This is a genomic window from Flavonifractor sp. DFI.6.63, assembly GCF_024462255.1.
GTDB lineage: Bacteria > Bacillota > Clostridia > Oscillospirales > Oscillospiraceae > Lawsonibacter_A > Lawsonibacter_A hominis.
Genome location: NZ_JANGBE010000008.1, coordinates 40201 through 58004, shown reverse-complemented (window position 1 = coordinate 58004; position 17804 = coordinate 40201). Strand labels below are relative to the sequence as shown.

Genomic DNA, 17804 nt, shown 5'->3' with positions numbered 1-17804 from the left:
TTTTTCCTCCTTTTAGAGTTCAATTTCTTCTTCTGCCTTGTTGTAAATATCAATCTGATTTTCAACATCAATGCGATTGACTATCCATCCCCGCATCATGCAGAGTTTAATAAAATCGTCAATGCGATTTTCTCCATACATTTCTTTTAAGGTAACAACTACTCCAAATGAAAGGCCTCGACCATTTTTCTCCTTTAGGCGTTCTTTCGTCTTAATACTCAGTCCCCACATTCCTGCGCCATATACCTTTCGTGGGACGGCGCGATCCTTCAATTCTTCGCTTATTAGTTTTACATTATCCCACTTTCGGTATAGTTGGCGTGCCTCAGGTTCATAAAGATGTTTTCCCCCTTCATCTCCCTGAGAATTGGAGTTGATACTTGAGATAGATGCCTTCCCATCCTTTTCCACAACTCGGCCAAAATGGATATCCATTTCTGTGCTTGTGTAATCAACCCCCTGATCCCTCATACATTTGGGGAAGTAACAGAGTGTCGCCCGAGCATAGAACGGTTGTTTATCTTTATAAATCGGCACGGGGATTCTATATGTGTAAGTTTCATATGCATCAGTCGTCCCCGTCATAACAAAGCGGATTTCGTCATCTGCTGTTTTGACAATGTTTTCAATTCGTTGAGGAACGACCCCATACCCGACAGAACATGAGGCTCCATCTCTTCGATTCCAGCCGGCCGCAGCATCAATTATTAACGCCTTTGCAACTTCGCGTGAAAACCCCAATGTACAAATCAAATAAGCCATCTTGCGAGCTATCCACGGAGCGGAAAAAGACGTTCCTTTTACAAGGCCCTCGCCAGTCGGCGTACATACATGCATAGGCTGACCAGTATCTCCACCATAGTAGCTAACATCTGGCTTGTGAAAAAACGAAAGTACTGGACCGACGCGGTGATACGAAGCCGGAGTCCCTTCAAGCGTCACAGAATTTACAACTAACGAGTTTAGGGAATCAGCAGGTGCTCCTATTGGAATTGGTTCCTGGTCTGGATTGCCATTGGTCCCCGCAATCACAAACACAACATCAAACTCGCTTTGAATCTTATCAAGTTCTGCAGCTTCTGGAGAAATAAAGTTCGGCTTTATGGGTAATATCGAGCCCAGCGAAAGATTCCATACTTTGATATCTCGATTTTGAGAAACTGCTCTACGAATTGATCTGAGGATTGTGTAAGAGCTAAACCTACCCTTTTTAGCAACGCCAAAATGCTTTACTCTGAACCGCCCACACCCATCATCCAACATGGGGTTGATCGTTGGACCATCCACAATAATAGACGTAACTTCTGTACCATGCGTATAGTCGCGTGCATCCAGTTCTATACTGTCTCCAAGCATACTTTCGTATGAAACCCAATCTTTGAAATAGACATCTTCATAAAATGGTGTATCAATTACTCCGATGACGGGTTCTTGCTTCGGCATAGGTATTTGGACAATACGAGGATCACTTGCGACACTTTCCTCAGGAGGCACTTCTCTCAGATCACGAACCTTCATGGCAATTAGATAAGGAGCGCTTTCTTTGAGGCGTGCAATTTCATCAGGGCGCAAAAGCATGGTGTTTTCATCAATTTGCTTTGCATTTAGATAATCAATACCGATTGCACGAAATACATCCTCTGTTTTTACATCTGTACGATAAAGAGTGACGATCGCCTCTTCATCCTCGCCTGCTTCTGCAAAATCGACCGAAAACTTTTGGACGTAAAAAGCATCTACAACTACATTTACAAAGTTTGTCTTTGCCAAACGAGCCGAGTGCTTGTATTGCTTATGGCCGGTATTTAGAGCCTCGATATCTTTGTGAGAAATTTTACCATCATAATCGTGCTCTACAATTTCTTTGACCGTAACTAGCCGTGTGATGCTTTCTGTAATGACATCCAATCCGACATAGTAAGTGAATACATGCTGGATATGAGGTGTTTCTCCGGCAAATTTGGCGCCACGAATGGAGTCATTAGGATCAGAAGCACCGCGGCACAAAAGTCCTTGAATTCGGTTGCTCTTTGCAACCACGCTTGTGTAGTACACACTAATAAGCGCACCCTTAATTAAAGTGTGTTTGTTCCAATATGTCTGTAAAGAATGTAAATCGTTAATTAAATCCAAGATATGAGCAGACTCAACAAACTTTCCAACAGGAATATTTCGTTTGCCGCCACCGGGATTTCCACTATGGTGCTCAAACTGGCCCTTTAATTGAAGTATGCTATTCATTTAGTCCTCCTTCAACTCTCGAGATACCTGGCTTTTTGATATTCCGGTTAGAATTTCTATTTCTCGCACAGTAAACCCTTGCGATTGCATGACGTGAATATCCGTTGGTTCAGTATATACAGCTTTGTAAAAACGTTTAAGATAATCAAATTCATCCGAAGGATTGCTAAATGCAACAGATGCTCTGATGATATTCTTTAATTCACCAGGGTAAGGGATGGGTGACATCAGACTGACGATTTTGCGGAATAGCCTAATATTTTTTCCTGCGCACTTAAACTTGTTTAGAAAATCATTAAGCAGGACTTCTGCAATTTCTGCCAAATCCTCCTGTGAATATCTATTAAAGTCAATAATAGAGTCGAATCTTCTAATCAAAGCCTTATCAAAATGGTCGAATAGGTTTGTCGTCGCAAGTAAAACAACACGGTCATCCAATCTATCAAATTCTTTGAGTAGTGTGGATGTAGCCCGCCCCATTTCACGTAGATCGTTTGAATTCGTCCTATCCAATGCGATAGAATCAATTTCGTCAAATAGCACAATCACTTTTTCTGGGTGGGTAAATTCTGTTATCTCACGAAATAACGAAACAATGTTTTTCTGCGTTTGCCCAAGCTTGCTATCAATCACGGCGGAGAAATCTACGGCATATAATTCACGATTCAGTATCCGTGCAACTTGTTTGGCCGTTTCAGTTTTTCCTGTCCCAGGAGCCCCTTGGAATAAAAATTTGTTAATTCCGAGATTTCGACTAATAGCGTTGACCATTCCCATTACATCTTGTTCGATCAATTCAGGAAGAGGAAGAGGGTCATTTCCAACAGTCACCTTTTCAAAAAAGCCAGATGATAAGTCACTTGCTTGGGGGACAAAGGTATTGGCGTTCGAGAGGAGTGCCATAATATACTCCGCCAATTGGTAATCGCCCAACTGGTCAAATTCTTTTGCAACCTCATATGCTTCACTCCGAAAGCCTGCTTCATTTCCTTCGGAATGGTATCGTATCAGATTTATAATGTTCTTCTTTTTCATGGGAATCCCTCCAGGACTGATTGTAGTTATATTATAAATCGGAACGGGACAAAAGTCAATATATTGGGACAATTATTTCGAAATATATAAATAGAGAAATGTGCGGAGAAAACATCATATTCAAAAAAGCGGGAGTACAGCCAATCGGATGAACCGAAAAGCTGTACTCCCGTTTTGTGTATCAGAAAGTGTTTGGAATCGAGCCATTTTCTCTATGTGCCAGCAAGCAGACCGACACATGAGAAATCATAAAGGCTCTCTTTGAAAGTACGGATACAGGGAATTATTCTGCGGTTTTTCTACCCTTATCCTCACAGATTTTAGATCGTTTGGAACTGTAATGCGGACAAGCGACCAGACACGCCCGGAAACTCTGCTTGCAGCCGTGAACACATTTTTTGCAGATATGGTTATACTGCCGCCTGCCGTTCTCACCCAGGAAGAACGCCCATTCCAGCCGCCACTTCTTGCTTCGGCTCATAGGCAGTCCTGCTCCGGCACATCACGGCCGGACTTCTTGCCCTCCGGGGGCTTATGCTCAGCACATTCCCGTTTGGCATCCTCCAACCGCTCACGGATGGAAGGCTTCTCCGGCGTTGTCCGTTCTGCGTACTCCTGGGCTTTTTCCAATTCTTCGCCGCGTCTGCCGTTGTTGATAACGCCGTCGATCATGCCGTAGTCATCCTCCAGCGTCATTTCAGCGGTGCGGAGAGGATTGTCCTTTTCCGGCTGCTCCGCTGCCACGGCAAAGGCCCGTGTGCCGTTTCCCATGATAAGGTACTTTCCATCATCGGAAATATGGTGGATGCCATAACCGGCTGCCTCCATCTGCTCCCGGCTCATAGCCGTCACCTGAAAGCTGCCCCTCGGTGTCTGCACACGTTCGCCAGTTTCAAAACGGTCTGGCAGATAAGCGAGGTCTTGCTTCTCTGCCGGGACAGGGAGAACAACGATATTGCCATTGATCTGCATAAATCGTTCCGGCGTTTTGAACTGTTCCGTGTATTTCTGGATCAGTTCCGGGGACAGGGACGCAAAATCTTCCTCACCAAGTCCAACCACCAGGAAAGTCCCTGCTACGATATCATAAATTTCTCCATTTTCATCCCGCAGCCCACGGTTCAGATCAAGCCCTATGAGCTTTCCTTCATCATTGCAAACCAGCGCCACCGGGTCAGAATAGGGATAGGTTGCCCCAATTTCACCGCCAACCTCTGCCTGCAGGGAATGAAGGTCGGGGCCGATCTCCTTCACATAGGGTTCCTTCATAGGTTCCACTACAAGCACAGTCATCTTTTCCGAGGCAACCCTCTCCGCGGCGGACAGCATTTCATCCGCATGGGACTTCTCCGGGTCATCCAAAGCGGCCTTGACCTCCGCCGGATCAAAATCAAGAAATTCCTCATAGCCCGTGGCATCCTTGAATTTTTCAATCTCCGAAGGAAGATAGTCTTCCTGCGTCTGTCCCAGCGCCGCCAGCTTTTCATCCAAAGCGGAAATGCGTCCGGCCATCAGGCTTTCGTAAATTTCTTCCTTTGCGGCGTGCGCCTCCGGGTGCTCCGCCGCATACTGTGGATCGTTCTGACGGAAAAACTCGTCCATGTCAAAGGCAATATCCATAGCCCACTCGGATTTTTCTTCTTCGGGAAGATCGTCCTGAAAGGTCATCACCCGGTACTCGTCGGGGATACTGCCGCGCTCACCGTCGTAATACTCATGGAAACTGTCACCCGTATCACGCACATAGCCCTGATCCGTGAAGGTGCCGTTTTCCTCCAACGCAACGTCCCGGCCGTAGGCCTCATAGTCGATGTAATTCTGCAAATGCTCTGGCACCTGCATAACGTCCAGTTCTTCGATGTAATAGCGGCCCAGATCGTCATAGTCATGGATATCGGGGTAAACCTCATAGCAATCCAGATTCTCGGTGAGGTTGATGATCTCCTGCAGGCTGCCGCAATGGTCGCCCATTTCCATACCGGCCTGAAACTGTGCGTATTCGCTTTCGCTCATTTCATCCAGCTTCGACGCCAGATAATTCAGCTCGTCCAGATTTTCGTATTCGCCCAGCTTGCTGTAAAGACCATCCACATAGCAATCATAGTCCGTGATGAACCATTCTTCATAGGGCTGACCGAAGTCATCTTTCTGGCCGATCCCGATCCGCTTAAACACTTCCTTCAATTCCTCGGCGGTGGTGGGAAACTTCACCCACTCGCCCACAAGCTCGCCCTCATTGTACTTCCCAAGATTGGTGATAAAGGCGGCAAAGGGATAATCCTTGTCGTGATCGTAATATGGCATATCAGCACCTCCTTATAGTTCCGGCGCAGATTTTTCCTTATGGGGCTGCGCCTTGTTTTTCTCCGCACATTCCTTCTTGCCCTGTTCCAGTCGTTCCCGGATGGAGGGCTTTTTCTCCGGCTCCGCAGGGCGTTCATGCTCCCACTCGTCGCCGGAGAGAGAAATATATCCGTGTTCCGTAAAATGGCCCTGTTCCTCCTGCATGGCGTACTTGCCAAACGGAACAGGGTCGATTGCTTTCAGAAGTTCCGGGGGCAGCAGCATATCCATGTGCTGTGCCAGATACCGCCACCCCAGATCATTCAGATCGTGGATATTGGGCTCAAATACGAAATAGTCGATGTTGGCCGCAAACTCCTTGAACTGCTCCGGCGCTGTCAGCTTGAAGGGCGAGGTCTGCACCGCCGCCAGCACCTCCCGGTCCTCCGGGGAGAGGGCAGCCACCGCCGCCCTCACTTCGGGTAAATGTTCCAAAGTCTTATTTTCTGCCATTGACACCTTCCTTTCTTTTTGGAAATTCCAGCTTGAAATTGATGTACTTGCCGCCCGTGTCATCCAGGATCACCGCAGCGTCATAAGTGGCCTGTTTCTTTTCAGACCACATTCCCTTGACATTGGTGCGACCCTTTTTCAGAAGGTCCGTTGCCATCTTCTTTGTCAGCTCCTTCTTGCGGCTCGTCCAGAAGCGGTCATTTTTCCAGAGGACGAAACCGCAGGACCGATCCGAACACGCAAAGTTCTTCTTGCCCTCATAAACCGGCTGGCCGCAGCGGGGGCAGGTACCGATCACTTCCTTCTCCGGGGCAAACAGCTTTTTGCCATCCTCGGAAATGCAGGAATAGGTGGACACGATCTCTTGAACCATCGTGCGGATACCATCCATGAAGGTATCCGGGTCAGCGCCGCCTTTTGCGATCTCCGTCAATTTCTGTTCCCATTCCGTTGTCAGCATGGGAGAGGTCAGCGGCTCCGGCAGGACCGTGACAAGGTTGATACCTGCTTTCGTGGGGATCAGGCTCTTGCCCTTTCGCTCCACAAATCCGGCCGCTACCAGCTTTTCGATGATGGCCGCCCTGGTCGCAGGTGTGCCAAGTCCTTTTCGCTCCGCCTCGTCGGGGATATCGTCCTTGCCCGCATTCTCCATAGCGGACAGGAGGGTATCTTCTGATACGTTTTGTCAAGGGTGTTTAAGAACTTTTTTCGCTGTCATTCAAAATCAGACGCTTGATTTTGTCGCTCATGGTTTCTTTGCTCGTTTCACTGAAATGGATTTTGACGCGGTAGGTGGTCTTTCCGATTTTCTTTATCATTACAGGTGGCGCGGCTTCCTTTACGGTCAGAGGGGAAGCGGTTGCGGGGGTGCTGCGGTTGCTGGTGTCGTTGTTCATAGGCTCTCCTTTCCATGAGAAAAGCCCCATGCGGTCATACATGGGGCGGTGGTTTTGAGGTTGAAGTGGCGAAGTGGCAAAGTGGCAAGGTATCTGGGTTTTGCCACTTGGATTTTGCCGTTTCACTTTTTAAGAGCGTGATACCATGCCGCGCCAATGCGCTTTGAGGTAATGCGCCCGTCAAGGTTTCTCTTTGCCGCCCGGACGGTACGGGCGGATATGCCCGCTTCTGTGGCGGCTTTCTCTATGTCCTCGCTGGCAAGCTCTTTCCCGTCTGCAAGCAGGTCAAGTATCAGCCTTTCGGCTTGCTCGGTCTTGGTGGCGGTGTTGCCGCCCGCGCCGGACAGCAGCTCGTCGGCGGTTATATCATATTCGCCTATCCACGAAAAGCCCGTTTTCGGGTCAAGGCAAAAGGCAACGGGCTTGCCCTCCGGCGCAAGGGAAGATTTGTCATGGACGATAACGCGCACATTCGGTTCTCGCTTCACGCGCCCGATCAGCAGGACGCTCCTTGCTGCGGCGCGGAAGTCGATAGAACCTAATCCCCGGTATGCGCTCTGCCCTCCGGCAGCTTTGTTGAGATGTCCGATAAGGATAACGGCGCACCCGGTACGCTCGGCAACATCGGCAAGGCGGCGGAACATGGGGCGCACTTCGTTTGCCCGGTTCATGTCGGTCTTTTCGCCCATGTACGCCTGTATGGGGTCAAGGATAATCAGCCGCGCTCCGTTCTGCGTAATTGCTTTCTCTATGCGCTCATCGGAGAGGGTAAGTTCCCGCTTGGCTTCATCAATCACAAGTACGCGGTCAAGGTCGGCTTCTGCTTCCATCAAGCGGGGCTTGACGGTATCGCCTAAACCGTCCTCGGCGGTCTGGTAAATTACTTGGAATGGCGGCAAGGGCTTCATTCCCGGCAGCGTTCCCCCGGTGGTGCAGGCGGCGGCAAGGCGTAGGGCAAAAGTGGTCTTGCCCTCGCCGGGATTACCTTGCACAATGGTTACTTTCCCAAAGGGGATATACGGCTCCCATAGCCATTCAACGGTCTGTGTGTCAACTTCGCTCATGCGGATAATCTCAACGGTTTCTTCCTGCGGCGGCTCTTTCAAGCCGTAGATTGCTTCCCGCAAATACTTCCCGTCTGTGATTTCTGCCCGGTGCTGCAATACCTCGTTCCAGTCCTTGAAAAGAGGGATAAGCCGGTGGACGGTCAACCCCTCCGGCACAAGCTCTGCAAGGCGGCTGCAAGCGTCGTTTCCGGCTTCGTCGCTATCAAGGCAGAGAAAAACGGTCTTGATGTTCGGACGGTCAGAGAGGAAACGCAGCAGGGCTTTTTCTCCCACGCCACCCAGTGCAAGGTGGCTTTGTTTCTGCCATTCCTTTTTGAACAGGCAGAGGAAAGATAACAGGTCAATGGGGGCTTCAAAAACAAACAATCTTTCGCCCTCGCCCCGGTAGCAGAAGTTAAAGGCTTTGTCGCTGCCTTTCACATCAAGCCGGAAGTTTCCCGTTGTTCCTCGTTGGTGGGCGTACCTCGGTATGCCGCTTTCGTCGCGCCCGACAAATACGGCGTTGTGGTGGGCGGCTTCCTCGTAAATATCCCCGGTGGAAAAGAAAAAGCCCGTCACATCTTCATCAATGCGGCGGGCTGCTGTGAGGTAGTTCCTCGCTATGCGGTTGTCGGTGCTGCGGGGTGGCAGTCGGAAGTCGGATAGGGGCGCGGGGCTTGGTCTGTCCGGCAGCGGGGCGGCTCCTTTTTCGCCTGTCAGCAGTTCAACGGCTTCGGTGAAGCTCTTGCCGAAAAACTCCATGACAAAATCAACGGGGCCGCCGCCTTTGCTTTGGCTGTGCCTGTACCATTTGTTTCCCCGGATAGTCAAGCTGTCGTGCCGCTTCCAGCGGTATTCATTTCCGGCACGGGTAAGCTGCTCGCCCTGTGATTGCAGAAAAGAAACAAGGTCGGCTTGGTTGGCGCGGTCTATCTGTTCTTGGGTGTAATACATGGTTGATACCTCGCTTTCTGTGGTTGAATTGTTCATAGGTTTTGAGTATAATGAAATCGACAAATCGGGATTTTTGGAGGTAGATGGAAATGAATAAGGAACAGCTATACGCAGCACAAACAGCAATGATTGAGTGGTTATCTGACCCTCATGAATTAGGAAAAAAGCCTTTCAAAATTGAATGTGCAGGTGAATTTGATTTTAATGAAATGCATTATTACATTTTCAAATTCAAAGCGTCGTTGCTTGGTAAATGGCTTGTTGGTGTCTGTGGTGGCTTTGAAGATGATGATTTAGAACTATGCGGACATATTTTCAGCAATATGCAAGAATATAATGAAACTACTGCTAAAAATGAATGTATTACAATGGTTGAAAATATTATGGCATACTGGAAAGAACAAGCCGCCAAATATAATAACCAATAATACAAATTCCCGTTTATCAGAAAGCATTTAGGGCGGACAAGCAAAATGGCTTGCCCGTCCTTTTCTTTATCGCTCCTGTTCGTGCCACTTGGTACGGCTCTGCGTCTGTTCCGGCTGGTCGGCGCGGAGTGCAATATCCACGCACCTGCGGATTTTTTGAAGCTCGGCAACCTCGGCGCGGGTCTCTTTCAGTGTGTCATATTCCGCTTCCCGCTGTACTTTGAGGGCGGTATATTCTTTCTCCCACGCGGAGATCGGCAGGGTTTTCACGCCCTCCGGCAAATGGGCATGGAGATAGCGGTTTGCCGCGTCCCATAGGGTAAGCTCGGCGCGGCGGGCTTCCGCAAACTTCTCCTGTTTTCCTTTCCAGCGGATTTGCCGATACTCGTCCTGTATGGGCTTGTAGGTTTGATAATTTCTGCCGTACTCCATGAGTTTTTGCAGTTCTTTCATGCGCTGCTCTGCGGTTTTCATTCCCTCCCGGATTGAATAGGCTTTATCACTGACAGAGGAAAGAGAAGCGTCCAGTTCATCAAGATTAGAGATACCATGCTCGGAAAGATAGTTGACCGCTGCCGCTATGGTTTTCAGTTCGTCGGCTGTGTGCTGTTGTTGCCAACGCTGCGAATACTTCCGGCTCTTTTCTCTCTGAACGCTCAAATACTTCATCAACAGATTTGCAAGGTTGGGAGATTGCGGCGGCTGTTCCGGGGCGGTTTCCCGCGCTTTGAACAGGTCGGCAATCCACTCTTTGAGCTTCCCAATCTGCGCCCGGATTTCCCGGATAAGGCGGTTTGTCTTTTGGATACTGCGGTTCAGTTCGCCTTTCTCGGTGGCGATACCTTTCTTCTCCATCTGGCAAGCCGCCACGCCCATGTGGACGGTGGGTATCTCGTCAATGCCGCGCTCGGCGTTGCTGCGGTGGTCGATACGCTCCGGGCTTCCGTTCCTCTCCAAAAAGTCGTTGGTAAAGTCAGCCCATGCCTTGCGCCACAAGAGGGTGTTGTCTTTGTCGTTCCAGCCTGTGAGGTCAACCTTGTGGGTCTTGTATCTGCCGCTTGGCAAGTGGATACGCTCGCCGTTTTCATCAAGGTCATATTCCTTTTTGGATTTCGCCGCCCATGCGCCGCGCTCGTCAAGGGGGCGCATAGTCAGCATGATATGACAATGGGGGTTGCCGCTGTCGGTGTCATGGATAACAAAATCCACACACATTCCTCTGGAAACAAATTGAGAGGAACAGTATTCCCGGACAAGCCGGATCTGTTCCTCTCTGGATAATTCTGTGGGGAGCGCCGCGTCAATCTCTCTGGCAAGCTGGGCGTTCCCGGCTTTCTCGTAAAGCTCCACGCTGTTCCACAAGGTTGAACGGTCAGCGAACGAGGGCGGTGCGTGGGGCGGCAACATGATTTCTGTATGGACAACGCCGCCTTTGCGAGTGTAGTCATGGGTCATTCCGTCCCATTCGTTTGTCAGCTTTTCGCCGCTTCGGTAGGCGGCTGCGGCAACGGCTGATTTGCCTTTTCCTCGGCTCACAATACCGATGTTCCAATGGTAAATGGCTATGGGTATCACCTCCCGGATAGGATAATAAAACCCGCAAAAATGGTACAGACGCCAACGGCGGGTGTACTGTTTTTGTGGGTGTGCAGGGATAGCCGCGAAGCGGCGCAAGGGGTGCAGCCCCTTGTTGCGGCAAAGCCGCCATATCGGAGCGCGGGGAAATCTCCCTGTGCGGAGATAAAGCCCTCGGCAGAGCGCACACGCCCGCAAGGGTGTATAAGTGCGCCCTTTGTTCCAAAGGGATTTATTCTGCGTTCCCGGCTTCGGCTCGTTTTCTCAAAAACTCCCGCGCTGGTTCACTCGTCAAGGCAAGCCGGAGAAGTGCTGTGGCTTCCTCGTCGGTCATGGTCTTTGCTTCCGGCACAATGCTCTCAAAGACTGCGCCCCGGACGATAAGGTGGTGGCTGCGTGTTCTGCGTTTCTCTTTGGATAGCTTCTGACGCAACATTTTTTCCCGGTTCTCAAACTGCTGGATTTTCTTCTTTCCGTCCTCAATCTCGGCTTGCAGTTCTTCACGGGTTTTCTCTCTCGGTTTTGTCATGGCTGGTCACTCCTTTCTGCCCGTCGGCATAGAAAAAGGACAGCCGATTTCTCGACTGTCCCTCTGTAATATTTTTTGTGCTTACTTCAATAATTTAATATCTACAAGTTGCTCTGCCCATATCGTTAAAATGGTTGCTGGCTCTCCCGTATACATTACCTCTACACGGTCGCCAAGCGAATAATCCCCGGCAGATTGTCCGTCTGGCAGGTCAATTCCATATACGCTGCTATATTCCGGGGCCTGTTCCTTATCCAAACGAACTCCTATGTGATTTGCGTATGGGTCGATTACAACAATTTCACCTGTGATGGTGTTGACAGAGCCGCTGTTTTGCTGTGCTTTTTCAACTAAGACTTGCAGGCATTTCGCATAATCCTCCATTGAAATATTTTCCGAACTGACCACGAAGGCAACATCATTTTGCAGAAATTCAGCATAATAGCAATCTGTTCCATTTTCATTTGTGTAGTGGAAAACTGCAAGCTCCCTGCCATTGATTTCTGTAAATTGTAACTCGTCCGCACTTAAATCGAAAACATCTGAAGTGTGCTTAAACACTTTAGAAAGGACGATGTTTATGTCCTGCGTTCCACCAGAATTTCGGAACTCAATAAAATTCCCATCATAATAAATTCCACGATTATCTGTTTGGTAAATACCAAAATCATTGCTCTGGAGTGTAAGGTAGGGAAGCGTTTCTGTAATTGGGAGTGATACATCAAAATATCTGAGCAGTTCTTCATAAGACATTGCGGTATAATCATCTGCCATAAGAGCGATACTTCCACTCGTGGCATTGAGTTCCTTAATTTCATTGAGGTTAAGACTAATACCTTGCTCAGGATTGTCCGACTGATTATCCGGGTTTGTAATGATTGGCGGTTCATATTCTGGCTGCGGCGTAGTTTGACTTGGAAGCTTCCACAAAGTCGCAAATGATACTGCTAACACAATAGCGGCACAAGCTGCTAAAGATGTAAACTTTACCCACCCATGCTTTTTACAATGGTAGTTTGCGGCTTCCTCATAATACTTGTCGTTGACTTCGCTCAGGGCTTCAGAAAACAATTTTGCGTTCATACGAATACCTCTCTTTCAATCAAATATTGCTTCATCTTCTGGCGGATTAGAGCAAGCCGGACGGATACATTTTTTTCAGAGATACCTACGCGCTTTGCTATATCCGCGTAGGTATCTGCATACGCATAGCGGCGCATGAAGATAACGCGCTCTTTTACGGTCAGCGTATCCAAAAATGCTTCGATGATACGGGCTAACTCTCTGGCTTCAATTTCATCTTCCACGGTTTTTTGGTCTGCGATACAGCCCTCGATTTCCTCTAAGGCAATCGTATAGTGTCCGCTTCGTTTGGCTGCTTCCTTTCTCCAATAGATTTTGAGGGAAATGTTTCGCACGATTTTCACAATGTAACTAAGCAACGGGTTCGGGCGTACCGGGGGAATGGCGTTCCATGCGCCTAAGTAAGCGTCATTGACGCATTCCTCTGCGTCCTGTCGGCTGTTCACGATGTTATACGAGAGGTTGTGGCAGATTTTTCCGTATTTAATGTCCAGCTCCCGTATGGCTTGCTCGGAACGCTCAAAAAATAACTCAATAATTTTTTCATCATCAATCATTGCGCCACCTCCTTTCCGGCTTCACCTATATACTACGGTTTTCGCGGCAAATACTAAATGAAAGAGAAAAGTTTTTCAAAAAAATTATATCATACTTCGCGTGAGATTGCTTGCGGCAGCTTTCGCCGCTTCACTGGCGGCTCTCCGGCGTTCCTCTCTGTATGGGGCGGTCAGACGGAAAGAGAAGCGGCCCTTTGCAATCTCAAACTCCATGCAGCCCGTGTCCGGGTCTGCGTCGGTCTGGCGGCACTGGTCAGGGTGCTGTCCGGCGTAGGCGGCAAGCCGCTTCTTTAAGTCGGTGTTGTGGGTGCGGATATGGATTAGCGGGTCTTTCTCGTCAAACCATATATCGGTGGTCTTTTCCTGCTTCGTAAGCCCTGTTCTCATAAACTCTCCTTTCTGCGCCCCTATTACGCAATAGGGGCATTTTTCGGGTGTTTTTCCCGGCTCTTGACTTTGGGAAAATGAGGATTTTCAAATAGAAACCGCCCGGACGAGGAGTGTATCGTCGGGGCGGCTGTTATCGCAAGATTTCTGTTTTTTCCGGTTCTTGACCGTCAAACATAGATTAGCTCAAACTTGGCGATTTCCTCCGCTTGCGCCCTGCAAGCGTTCATCAGTCCCACCCATTTCATGGGGTCGGTAGCTTTGAGTGCTTCGGTAGCTCCCGCGCTCCTTGCAAGCTGCGGCATGATAAGGTCAATCCGGCTCCGGGCGGCTTCGTCAATCTCGGCGCAATGCTCATGCAGCTTCTCATTTGCGACAAGGGCGGTGTAGAGGTCGGGGCGGTACTGTTCAAGGTAGGCTTTCCGCAACCGCCCGTAATGCCCGATATACGGGCGCGGGGCGGCGGGGGTGTTGCCATTGTCAATGAGTATTCTCATGCTATGCGTTCTCCTTTCTCGGTGGAAGCAGCGGGTAATTCAAGAGCTTCCTGCTGTTCTTTCTCCCGTTCCTGTTGCTCTTTCCATTGTCTGCGCTTCTTCTCCATATAGCGGCGGTTATACTCGGCTTTCTTCGCCCTGCGTCGTTCCTGTTCCGCTAATGCTGCCTTTTCTTCCTCTGTTAGTTCAATTTCTTTGCGCGGGATTTCTACCTTGCCGATAAAGTTAAAGAAAATCTCGACTTCCTGTGTACGGCTTGCGCCTTTGCCCTCGGCTTGATGAACAAGGATTTTTTCAACAAACTCATTTATCATTGCGGGGGTGAGTTCTGAAAAATCCGTATATTTTTTGACAAGGGCAAGAAACTTCTCGGCATTGACGGTTTCCCTGCTTATGCGGTCAAGCTCCTGCTGGTCTTGTGTGATACTATCGGTCAAGCCCTCTAACTCGGCTTCAAAATCATGCAACATTTGTTCAAAGAGCTTGTCTGAAAGCCGCCCATTTACATTGTCCTCATAGAGCTTGCGAATTAAGCGGCTCAATTCGTCGGTGCGCTTTTCGCTGCGCTGTTTCCTCTGTCGGATAGCTTTAGCCGCTTTTGCCTGTCTGTCCTCGGAAGAGGAACAGACTTGCGCCATAAACTCGGCTTCGTTGTTCTGTGCATAGTCGCAAACTTCCTTTATCGCTTCAAGCAGTAATTCATTAACAACGGCAGTACGGATAAGGTGTGTGGTGCAATAATCATCAAAGTGTTGATTGCCTAAATCATAACGGGAACAGTTGTATTCGTCGCGGTCTGGACGTTTCTTTCCAGTTGGTCGCCCAGCCCAATCCCGCGCATTGCCAGCCTTGCCCCTGTGGTTATACATCTTCGCCCCGCAATCAGCACAGAACATCAAGCCTGTTAAGGGATTTGCTGTGCCTATGGTATCTGTCCTACGGATTGTCTTTCGCAAGGTCTGAACGCGCTCCCATGTTTCCTTGTCAATAATTGCTTCCTGCGTATTCTCAAAAATGACTAAATCCTCTTTTGGTGTCATTTTGGAGTGTTTGTCCTTGTAGCTCTCCTTATAAGTCCGAAAGTTTACCGTATGCCCGATATATTCCGGCTTGGATAGAATATCTGCAACTGTGCCGCCGCGCCATGTGTATGGCTCGTCGGGGTTGTAACTGGTTTTATGTTTGCCTAAACCGCGCTGTGCAAGGTAGTAGGACGGTCTTTCAACTTTTTCCGAAGCAAGAATACGAGCGATTTCATACGGGCCTTTTCCCTCTATCGCCATGCGGTAAATCCGGCGAACAACCTCGGCGGCTTCATCATCAACAATCCAATGGTTTTTGTCGTTAGGGTCTTTCTTGTACCCATAAATACCAATGGAATTAGTGTGTATGCCAGACATTCCCTTTGCCCGGAGAACGCTTTTGATTTTGCGGCTTGAGTCCCGAACATACCACTCATTCATAATGTTCAAAAAGGGTGCAAACTCGCTGCTTTCGCGCTTGTCGCTGTCAACGCCGTTTGCAATGGCAACGAAGCGAACGCCATGCTCTCTAAACATAACTTCGGTATAAAAACCCACTTGCAGATAATCTCTACCAACGCGGCTCAAATCCTTTACCAGCACATGGGAAACCTCTCCGGCTTCTATGGCTGCAATCATGCGTTTCCAATTAGGGCGGTCAAAGTTTGCGCCAGACCAGCCGTCATCAGTAAAGTGGACACAATTCGTAAATCCATGCTCCTTTGCATAATCTTCAAGCAGCTTCTTTTGATTGATTATACTGTTACTGTCGCCTGTGAGGTCGTCGTCGCGGGAAAGACGCTCGTATAGTGCGGTTATCTTGCCGTTGTCCGTTTTCTTTGCTTTCATTGAAAAACTCTCCTTTCTATGGGCGATTTCTTATCCCCCTTTCACAGCATATAGCTTCGGTATAGGGCTTCGGCGGCTGGGTGAAATGCTCGGTGACGGAAACCTCCGCACCGTCAAAAGTCTGCCCTTCGGTGAAGTCCGGGAGCGTATCGCCGTCCCCATCCGCAGGCTTTTCCTTCAAGAAGGCACGGAAAATGCGGTCGATCTCCCGCCAGCCTTCGGAGATGACGCGCTTGCCCTTTGCGGTGAAGGAATAGCCGCCGCAGTCGAAAGTTACCGTGACCGTCTCATACACATACGGCTCCGCCGATGCACACAGCAGTTTGCAGCAGACAAGGAGGAACAAATTGCGCTCGCCCACAGGCAAAGCCTTGATATCCGCTTTTTCCATCTCCATCGTGGGAATAATGGCGTGGTGGTCGGATACCTCCTTGTCGGAGATCATGGTTTCTACCAGCGGGAAGAAATTGCTGATCCCGTCAAAGGGCGGCACGTTCGCCGCCAGATGGATGACGCAGGAGGCTGTTTCCGCCATATCTGAGGTCAGATACCGGCTGTCCGTGCGGGGATAGGTCAGCAGCTTCTTTTCGTAGAGGCTCTGTGCGTAATCTAAGGTCTGCTTTGCCGTGTATCCGAACAGGCGGTTTGCCTCCCTCTGCAAGGTGGTGAGATCATAGAGCTTCGGCGGCTGTTCTTTCTTCTGTTCCTTCGTGACAGAGGTACAGGTGACGGCCGCACCCTTGCACATGACCGCTGCCTGTTCCGCCTTCGCCGGATCGGTGAATTTCTCCGACACTGCTTCAGCTCTATCCAGCGTCAGGCGCAGCAGATGATATTTTTCTTTGCGGAACAGCGTGATCTTCGCGTCACGCTCCGCCAGCATTGCCAGTGTGGGGGTCTGAACACGGCCCACATTCAAGGTGCGGTGATAGAGAACGGAGAAAAGGCGCGTGGCGTTGATCCCCACCAGCCAATCCGCTTTCTGGCGGCAGAGGGCAGATTGATACAAGGCTTCATAATCGGCGCCGGGGCGCAGATCAGAAAAGCCCTCCCGGATGGCGCTGTCCTCCATCGAGGAAATCCAAAGACGAAGAATTGGCTTGCGGCATCCAGCCATTTCATACATCAAACGGAAGATTAGCTCCCCTTCACGCCCGGCGTCACAGGCATTGACGATGGTATCCACATCGGGGCGGTTCATCAGGGCACGGAGATTTTCAAAAGCATCCTCCTTACCCGGTGCCAGCACATAGCGGAACGGCTCCGGCAGAATGGGCAGATCATCATAGCGCCATTTCTTGAAACGCTCGTCATAGCCGCCCGCATCCATTGGGGATACCAGGTGCCCCACGCACCAGGATACGAGAAGGCCGCTGCCCTCATAAAAGCCATCGGCCCTGGATGAAGCACCCAGGGCCGACGCGATAGATTTTGCTACGCTCGGTTTTTCTGCGATAATCAAGTACATCTTGCTACTCCTTTGTTGAAATTTTCCCTTAGCTATTGTATAATTTGTATAATTTTAAATGAAAGGAGGGATACAATGAAGCTGCGACTTTATCAGTTGCAATATGCCGTTACCCATGAGGAACATATTGCTCTACAAGATGAGACTCTTGCCCTTAAAGACATTTCAGCCAAACGTATTGCGGCATCTCTCACAAAAGAATTTGATATTGGAGATCATGCAGTTCCCCATATTGGTGAAACAGTTGAAGATGGTTATTGGCCAGCTGATGAACATGAGCAAGAAGTTCTGTCTGTTTGCTTTAATTATGCTGACAGCGTTTGCACAGTCGGACTAAAGCCGTTTATCATGGAAATTGATTCTCCGCTACACAATGATTTAGAACATATTGCAACGCTACACGGATGGACTTGCCTTGCGTTCTGATTTAATAGTGCACCG

15 protein-coding genes and 2 pseudogenes are annotated in these 17804 nt (G+C 49.3%); 2 read left to right on the top strand and 15 right to left on the bottom strand.

Annotated features, from left to right (window positions below):
* Positions 1 to 12: 12 nt before the first annotated feature.
* The 7 genes and pseudogenes from NE547_RS06275 to NE547_RS06240 all read right to left on the bottom strand — a co-directional run bounded on the left by NE547_RS06275 (position 13) and on the right by NE547_RS06240 (position 8968).
* Positions 13 to 2241, bottom strand: coding sequence for a S8 family peptidase (locus tag NE547_RS06275; protein WP_256175025.1), 2229 nt, complete (start codon positions 2239 to 2241; stop codon positions 13 to 15).
* A complete protein-coding gene (locus tag NE547_RS06270; RefSeq protein ID WP_256175024.1) occupies positions 2242 to 3276 on the bottom strand; it encodes an ATP-binding protein in 1035 nt (344 codons plus the stop codon).
* A 477-nt stretch (positions 3277 to 3753) separates the two neighbouring features.
* Entirely contained in the window at positions 3754 to 5580 is a 1827-nt protein-coding gene (locus tag NE547_RS06260; RefSeq protein ID WP_256175023.1) for an antirestriction protein ArdA, read from the bottom strand.
* A 12-nt stretch (positions 5581 to 5592) separates the two neighbouring features.
* Positions 5593 to 6072: a hypothetical protein gene (locus NE547_RS06255; RefSeq protein WP_256175022.1), complete on the bottom strand. Its 480-nt coding sequence runs from the start codon at positions 6070 to 6072 to the stop codon at positions 5593 to 5595.
* Positions 6059 to 6748 (bottom strand): annotated as a pseudogene (locus NE547_RS06250) (DNA topoisomerase); the annotation flags it as partial. The gene NE547_RS06255 and the pseudogene NE547_RS06250, both read right to left, overlap by 14 nt.
* 19 nt (positions 6749 to 6767) lie before the next feature.
* Positions 6768 to 6968, bottom strand: a complete 201-nt coding sequence (locus NE547_RS06245) for a transposon-encoded TnpW family protein (protein WP_022473970.1) — start codon at positions 6966 to 6968, stop codon at positions 6768 to 6770.
* Positions 6969 to 7090: 122 nt separating this feature from the next.
* Positions 7091 to 8968 (bottom strand): AAA family ATPase, encoded by a 1878-nt coding sequence (locus NE547_RS06240; protein ID WP_256175021.1) that lies wholly within the window; start codon positions 8966 to 8968, stop codon positions 7091 to 7093.
* A gap of 89 nt (positions 8969 to 9057) precedes the next feature.
* On the opposite strand from NE547_RS06240, the gene NE547_RS06235 reads away from it, so the two are divergent.
* Positions 9058 to 9396, top strand: coding sequence for a hypothetical protein (locus NE547_RS06235; RefSeq protein WP_117492758.1), 339 nt, complete (start codon positions 9058 to 9060; stop codon positions 9394 to 9396).
* Positions 9397 to 9462: 66 nt separating this feature from the next.
* Here NE547_RS06235 and mobQ read toward each other — a convergent pair whose 3' ends face one another.
* From mobQ to NE547_RS06195, 8 genes and pseudogenes are all read right to left on the bottom strand, one after another.
* Entirely contained in the window at positions 9463 to 11070 is a 1608-nt protein-coding gene (mobQ, locus tag NE547_RS06230) for a MobQ family relaxase (RefSeq protein ID WP_370866823.1), read from the bottom strand.
* Between the two features lie 133 nt (positions 11071 to 11203).
* A complete protein-coding gene (locus NE547_RS06225; protein ID WP_256175020.1) occupies positions 11204 to 11500 on the bottom strand; it encodes a DUF3847 domain-containing protein in 297 nt (98 codons plus the stop codon).
* An 81-nt stretch (positions 11501 to 11581) separates the two neighbouring features.
* A complete protein-coding gene (locus tag NE547_RS06220) occupies positions 11582 to 12583 on the bottom strand; it encodes a hypothetical protein (RefSeq protein WP_256175019.1) in 1002 nt (333 codons plus the stop codon).
* On the bottom strand, positions 12580 to 13140 hold the full coding sequence (locus tag NE547_RS06215) for an RNA polymerase sigma factor (protein WP_173795274.1): 561 nt from the start codon (positions 13138 to 13140) through the stop codon (positions 12580 to 12582). The genes NE547_RS06220 and NE547_RS06215 overlap by 4 nt, the downstream gene beginning before the upstream one ends.
* An 84-nt stretch (positions 13141 to 13224) precedes the next feature.
* Positions 13225 to 13527 carry a hypothetical protein gene (locus NE547_RS06210; RefSeq protein ID WP_256175018.1) on the bottom strand — a complete coding sequence of 101 codons (303 nt, stop codon included), beginning with the start codon at positions 13525 to 13527 and terminating at the stop codon, positions 13225 to 13227.
* 170 nt (positions 13528 to 13697) lie between these two features.
* Positions 13698 to 14024 (bottom strand): TnpV protein, encoded by a 327-nt coding sequence (locus tag NE547_RS06205; RefSeq protein WP_055185910.1) that lies wholly within the window; start codon positions 14022 to 14024, stop codon positions 13698 to 13700.
* A complete protein-coding gene (locus NE547_RS06200) occupies positions 14021 to 15895 on the bottom strand; it encodes a recombinase family protein (RefSeq protein ID WP_256175017.1) in 1875 nt (624 codons plus the stop codon). The genes NE547_RS06205 and NE547_RS06200 overlap by 4 nt, the downstream gene beginning before the upstream one ends.
* A gap of 55 nt (positions 15896 to 15950) precedes the next feature.
* Positions 15951 to 17363: pseudogene (locus NE547_RS06195) on the bottom strand (DNA topoisomerase); the annotation flags it as partial.
* 75 nt (positions 17364 to 17438) lie between these two features.
* On the opposite strand from NE547_RS06195, the gene NE547_RS06190 reads away from it, so the two are divergent.
* Positions 17439 to 17789: a hypothetical protein gene (locus NE547_RS06190; RefSeq protein ID WP_256175016.1), complete on the top strand. Its 351-nt coding sequence runs from the start codon at positions 17439 to 17441 to the stop codon at positions 17787 to 17789.
* Positions 17790 to 17804 lie beyond the last annotated feature (15 nt).